Source organism: Shinella sp. M27 (genome assembly GCF_049199905.1).
Lineage (GTDB): Bacteria > Pseudomonadota > Alphaproteobacteria > Rhizobiales > Rhizobiaceae > Shinella.
This window is the reverse complement of record NZ_JBLZPK010000002.1, coordinates 1-6,286: the sequence shown is the minus strand read 5'-3', so window position 1 is coordinate 6,286 and position 6,286 is coordinate 1. Positions and strand designations below refer to the sequence as shown.

5 protein-coding genes are annotated in these 6,286 nt (G+C 61.7%); 3 read left to right on the top strand and 2 right to left on the bottom strand.

Annotated features, from left to right (window positions below):
- The coding region (locus ACOZK4_RS00235; RefSeq protein ID WP_421589834.1) for a methyl-accepting chemotaxis protein at positions 1-1,882 on the bottom strand (1,882 nt) is incomplete at its 3' end.
- A 742-nt stretch (positions 1,883-2,624) separates the two neighbouring features.
- Here ACOZK4_RS00235 and ACOZK4_RS00230 point away from each other — a divergent pair.
- From ACOZK4_RS00230 to ACOZK4_RS00220, 3 genes are all read left to right on the top strand, one after another.
- Positions 2,625-3,344, top strand: a complete 720-nt coding sequence (locus ACOZK4_RS00230) for a polysaccharide deacetylase family protein (RefSeq protein ID WP_421589833.1) — start codon at positions 2,625-2,627, stop codon at positions 3,342-3,344.
- A gap of 208 nt (positions 3,345-3,552) precedes the next feature.
- Positions 3,553-4,071 (top strand): hypothetical protein, encoded by a 519-nt coding sequence (locus tag ACOZK4_RS00225; protein WP_421589832.1) that lies wholly within the window; start codon positions 3,553-3,555, stop codon positions 4,069-4,071.
- Between the two features lie 175 nt (positions 4,072-4,246).
- On the top strand, positions 4,247-4,840 hold the full coding sequence (locus tag ACOZK4_RS00220) for a YqaA family protein (RefSeq protein ID WP_421589831.1): 594 nt from the start codon (positions 4,247-4,249) through the stop codon (positions 4,838-4,840).
- A gap of 9 nt (positions 4,841-4,849) precedes the next feature.
- Here the strand turns inward: ACOZK4_RS00220 and ACOZK4_RS00215 are convergent.
- Positions 4,850-6,286 (bottom strand): amidase (locus ACOZK4_RS00215; protein WP_421589830.1); only part of this gene is annotated, 1,437 nt, incomplete at its 5' end.

Sequence of the window (6,286 nt, the reverse complement as noted above, 5' to 3'; positions counted from 1 at the left end):
GGCCGGCGCCGGCGAGCCGGAAGCGGACGACGAGGTCGCGCAGCCGCACGGCCTCATTGGCGAGCGTGTTGGAGGCGGCGTTCGACTGTTCCACCATCGCCGCGTTCTGCTGCGTCGTCTGGTCCATGGAATTGACCGCGGTGTTCACCTCCGCGAGACCAACGGACTGCTCCTTTGCCGAGGTCGCGATCGATTCCATATGGGTGTTGATCTCGACGATGAAGCCGCTGATCGTCTTGAGGGCTGCGCCCGCATCCCGCACCAGCTTCACGCCGTTTTCGACTTCCGACGACGAGTTGTGAATGAGCCCCTTGATCTCCTTGGCCGCCTGCGCCGAGCGTTGCGCGAGTTCCCGCACCTCCTGGGCGACAACGGCGAAACCCTTGCCCGCTTCCCCTGCACGGGCCGCCTCGACGCCGGCATTCAGCGCGAGAAGGTTTGTCTGGAAAGCGATCTCGTCGATCACGCCGATGATATTGGAAATCTGCTGCGAGCTTTCCTCGATCTTGCGCATGGCCTCTTCCGCATGGGAAACGACCTGGGCGGACTCTGCGGCCGACCGGTTGGCCTGGCTGGCGACGCTTTTGGCTTCATCCGTGCGCTTGCTGGAATTGGCGACATTGACGGTGATTTCGTCGAGTGCCGCTGCCGTTTCCTCCAGCGAGGCGGCCTGCTGTTCGGTGCGCTTGGAAAGATCGTCCGTCCCGGCCGCGATTTCCCGCGTTCCGGTGTCGAGGTTCGAAATGGAGTCCGAGATTTCCGAAAGCGTCGTGCCGAGCTGGGCGACGGACTGGTTGAAATCGTGACGCAGCGCTTCGAAATCCGGTGCAAAGGTCTCGTTGATCTGGAAGGCGAGGTCGCCGGAGGCAAGGCGCTTCAAGCCGGCGGCAAGGCCTGATGTTGCGATGCGCAGGCGTTCGGCGGCGTCGGCTTCCGCCTTCTCCTGCAGCATGATGCGCTCGGCTTCGGCGCGTTTGCGGTTTTCCGCCGCTTCCTGTTCCAGCCGCCGGTTGGCGATGGCGCCCTGGCGGAAGACTTCCAGTGCCTTGCCCATGTCGCCGATTTCGTCATTGTTCTTCGCAAGGCCGATCTCGGTGTCGAGCTGGCCCTCCGCCACGTCGCCCATCGAGCGGCGCAGCTTGTCCATACCGCCGATGATGCGCTTGAACGTGACGAAGCCGACGATGGCAAGCATCAGAGCGAGCATCGACATGGCGGCGATGGTGAGCATCCAGAAGAATGCCGCGCGCGCATTCGCTTCATCGACGGCGCCCTGGGTGCGTTCCTCGAGCTTTACGAAGAAGGCGTCGACCGGCTTCATGATCCCGGCCTTGAATGTGTGATAGTCGGGCGAATTGAGCATCGTCGCCGCCTTTTCCCTGGCCTCCGGCCCGAGCGTGGCGGCATTGTCGACGAGGGTCATCGCCTCCGTCTCGATCTTGACCAGCGCGTCGGAGCGCTTGCCGGCCTCGTCCAGAAGCGCGAATTCCTCGTCCGTGAAGCCGGCTTCCTTCATGAGATCGTGCATGGAGATGGCGGCACCGTCCGGACGGGGCTTGGCCTCGCCTCCGGCAACGAAGTCCCAATAGATGCGGTGATAATCCTGCGGCCGCGGCCGCGTGCCGTTCCGGATCTCGATCACGGCGTTGTACTGTTCCTTGAACGACGGATCGCCCGTTTGTGCATAGGTGCGCACCAGGCGGGTGAGATCGTCGGACGACTGTCGGAAGTTGTCAGCGAGGAGATACGACTTGTATTTCTGATCGTAGGCATTCGTGACGTCGCCCGCCGCACCGGCATAGCTCCAGAGGCTGCCGACGAGGCCAGCAATGGTTATCCCCGTGACCGAAGCCAGGACGATGAATTGGCTCTTGATTCTCATGATGGATATGTCCTGCCGTGGGCATACGCTTTTCTGGCGCGCGGAACTCATTTCGGCGTCAAGAAGCCATGCCGCACCTAAGTGCGATATCCGGCGCCATAGCCGGAGAGGTTGTAGGCTTAGTATAAAATGCTTATTGAATCGCTAAAATATCGGTTTTCCTTGATCGCTCTCATGTTGATCTCATGGCGAATCTCATCATTGATTTCTTGTCTTCAACTTATTTTTGCGTTAACTCAACTTCTGGTGTCAATATTGCTATGTTTTTAAGTATTGTTGAGTGTTCAGTGAATCATTTTTGAAGTTTAATCTATTTTTTTCTTGCTAAGATGAAAATTCCGGCTGTCTGCAAGGTGTATGCAATTCTGTGGTGGGGGTTTAAGTAAATCTGCAAAATTCGCGATCTCTAACGTGCAGGAATGGTTCGGATTCTCTTGGGAATCTTGAATTTATCCCGCCTGAGGCGGATTTGGCCGGCGAGGTGGGAAGCGCATGCGCCCTGTTATTCAGAACATGCGCATCTTTGGAGGTGGCGGTATGTTGAAAATCGGAAAATGGCTCCACACCGAGGCGCTCACTACCGCAAATTTCGAATGCTGATGCGCTTTGTTTTCAAGTGCTGCCCCCAAAGCGTCCCGGCGCCATAAACGGACATAATTTCGTACCGGGCCGGTCATAGAGCGGCGATGCGCTCTCCTGACGGTGTCTCTCCGACACGGGGACGCGCCTGGGAAAATGCATCATGCGCTTCGGATTTATCGTCGTCTTGCTCACACTCGTCTCTCCGGCCGTGGCCAAGCCGCTGCACGAGCCGCGGTTGACCATCGCCAAGGGCGGGCCGGAGCATCCGCAGGTCGCCCTGACCTTCGATGCGTGCAGTGGCGGCATCGACAGGCGGATATTGGACACTCTCATCGATAACCGGATTCCCGCAACGCTGTTCGTGACCCGTCGCTGGCTTGCCCGCAACGGCCCGACCGTCAGGGTGCTGGCCGACCATCCCGAGCTTTTCGAGATCGAGGATCATGGTGCCGAGCATGTGCCGGCGGTGCTGGGCAGCAAGGCGGTCTATGGCATCAAGCCGGCTGGAACGCTCGCTGCGGTCGAGGCGGAGGTCGAGGGCGGGGCCGGCGCGATCGCCACGGATCTCGGCGTGCGGGCCGGCTGGTTTCGCGGCGCGACGGCGCTCTACAGCCCTGATGCGCTGGCGCTGATCAAGTCGCTGGGCTTCCGCATTGCCGGCTATTCCGTCAGCGGCGACGAAGGCGCCACGGCGTCCGCCACCAAGGCGGCGAGGACGATAGGCCACGCCCGCGACGGTGACGTCATCATCGCGCATATCAACCAGCCGAACCGCATGTCCGGGGAGGGCGTCGCGAAGGGCATTCTCGAGCTCAAAGCCAGGGGCTTTGCCTTCCGGCTTCTCAAGGAGGTCGAGACGGCTGAGGACGACAACAGCTAGCGCTCGGAACGGCGTGCCGCCATCCTCGCACGGGCGAATAAACCGCTTTCGTCACCCGTATTGCGAGAGCGCGCACCGGATGAACGACCGTCTTTCAACCCAATGAAGAGTCTTTGTCCGGCAGCGTTTTGAAAACTGCTTGAGGAAGAAAGCGGCGTTGGTGAGGATTTTTTCGCCGAGACTGTTTTGGCTCACCGCGAAATCCGGCGTGGCGCTGTTCGTCGGCCTTCTCCTTTCCGGCAGCTTCTCCCACGCCTGTGAGACGGATGCGCAGCCGATCTTCAGCTGTGAGGCGGATGAAGGGCGCAAGTTCATCGAATTGTGCGCTTCTGGCGAACCGGGCGGCGCCCCGTCTACGCTTCAATACCGCTTCGGTTCCCAGACGCCGGAAGGGCATGATGATAAGGTGGAGCTGGCGTTTCCCGAAAAGCCGGCCGGCTCGCTCGACCGGTTCTTCGGTGCTGTTTATACTCACCGGGATGTCTATACGCAATCCGTCCGGTTCAAATCCGCGGGCTTCAGCTATACGGTCTTCACGGAAAACTGGCCGGATGCGGATTCTGCCGAGGGGACTGCCGGTTCCGCCGGCGTGACGGTGCGCAACCTGCGCACAGGCAAATCGCGCACGGTGGATTGCAGTGAACGGCCGCGTTTCTACATTTTCGAGCTGCAGGGCGTTCTCGCGTGTGATCCCGAAACCCCGGTAGGGAAAGCCTGCATCCAATAGGCCGGCGCATGCGGGCCGCATGGAGATATGCGCAAGCGGGAGCACTCACGGACCGATAAATTTCGACGATGCTAGCGACAATGCCGCCAATGTGAGCTATGCGGGGCGGCTGCTTCGGGCGCCTCCGCACAGCAGATTTCCTTGAATTGCACCGAAAGAGAACAGCAGACTGCCAATGCTGCGACGATTGTATAAGTGGGTTCTATCCCTTTCCGCCCGCCCGACGGCGCAGATCTGGCTTGCTGTGATCGCCTTCGTCGAAAGCTCGATTTTTCTCGTGCCGGCCGATGTGCTGCTGTTGCCGATGGTGCTGACGCAGCCGAAGAAGGCCTATCGATATGCGGCCATCGCTACGGTTGCCTCGGTGCTGGGCGGCATCGCGGGCTGGGCGCTCGGCTATTTCGCCTATGAGGCCGTTGCGAAGCCGATCCTGTCCTTCTACGGCAAGCTTGCAGAATTCGAGCATCTGAAGGCGTCGATCGACGACCGCTGGATCCTGCTGATGATGATCACCTCGGGGATCGCGCATCTGCCGCCGATCAAGGTCGTGACGATCCTGTCGGGTGCGGTGCACATGGCGCTCCCCGTCTTCATCCTGTGTGCCGCGGTGACCCGCGGCGCGCGCTTCTTCCTCTTCGCCTATCTGGTGCGCCGCTACGGCGAGACCGTCGCGCTTTTCATCGAGCAGCGGCTGAACCAGATCGTGCTGATCGTTGCAGCGCTGGCGGCCGCCGCCATTCTCCTGTCGGGCCGGTTCGTGACGGTTTGACCACGCCGGTCAGAGCGTGCCGCCGATGCTGGCAAAGGCAGCCTGGCCCTCGGCGCAGGCGATGACGATGTGGCCGTAGGGCGCGCGCCATTCGCTGTGGACACGGGTGTTGTCGTCCAGATCGAGGCTTGCGGTGCTCTGCATGCCGTCCTGCTCGAACGCGACCGGCTGGCCATTCACCGTCAGCCACGAGAGCGGCGTTGGGCTTTGCACCTGTATCGACAGCCGTTGGCGACCATGGCCGATGGGTGCCAGCGACACTGACAGATGAAGCTCGGCGGTATCGACCAAGTCCGTTGCGGAAGCGCCTGACAGGTCTTGAAGTTCCGGCGTGCGCATCGGCGCTTCGCGATAGCCGCCGGTCTTTTCGAAGGCGCAGGCATAGGCGAGAAGGGCCGTATCGTCCCAGGCCCGGCCGGCGAAGGTGAGGCCGGCCGGCATGCCGATATCAGCCAGCATGCCCATCGGCACGGTCACCGTGGGAATTCCGAGATGGCGGATCGCCAGATTGCCGTTCGCCACCCAGGTGCCGTTCTGCCAGGCGAGATCGGCCGAGGCAGGGTTCACATCGGCATCGGCCGGGCCGATATCGGCGACGGCCGGGAAGATGACCGCATCCAGCCCGAGCTTGTTCATCCAGTCTTCGAGATCGATGCGGCGCGTTTCCTCTAGGCCGCGAAACCCTTCGGCAAGGCCCGGAATGTCCTCGAACGAGGCAGCGGCATGGTCGCGCCGATGGGCGGGATAGTCGGCAATATGATCGTCGAAGCCGTGATAGCGATCCGGCAGGCTACCTTTCGGCGCGGGAAAGATGCGGATGCCATCGACATCGGCGAGCCGCGACAGGCTGGGATCGGCATTGGCCGCCAGAAAATCGTCCCATGACCAGGCGGAGAGATCGACGATCTCGCGCTGGAGATAATCGGCGCTGACGAGACCGCGGGTCGCGATGGTCGGCGCACCCGGCCGATCGCCCTCGTAATTGCTGACGACGGGGAAATCGGTGACCACGACCTCGGCCCCCGCCGCTTCCAGTGCGGCGCGCGCCGCCTCACAGAGCGCAAGCATCGAGGCGCGGGTTTTGATGCGCTGGCCCGTCGCGCCGCCGATGCCGACCGTTTCGCCGGTTCCGGCCTCCGGGTCGGCATTGATATACATGGCAGGCAGGCCGAAGCGTTTGCCTGCAAGGCTCGCCGTCGCGGCGATGTCCACATAGGACGGCGGCCGGATCTCGGATGCCTTGGGGATATCGACCCACGTCTGGCGGCGCCAGAGATCGCCGCGCGTCTCGGGATCGTCGGCGACGATGATGTCGAGCAGTTCCAGCATGTCCGCCATCGAGCGGCTGTGCGGCACCACGACATCCATGGTCGGCACGAGCGGCCAGTTGCCGCGCACGGATATGATGCCCCGACTGGGTGTATACGCGCAGAGTCCGTTGTTGGC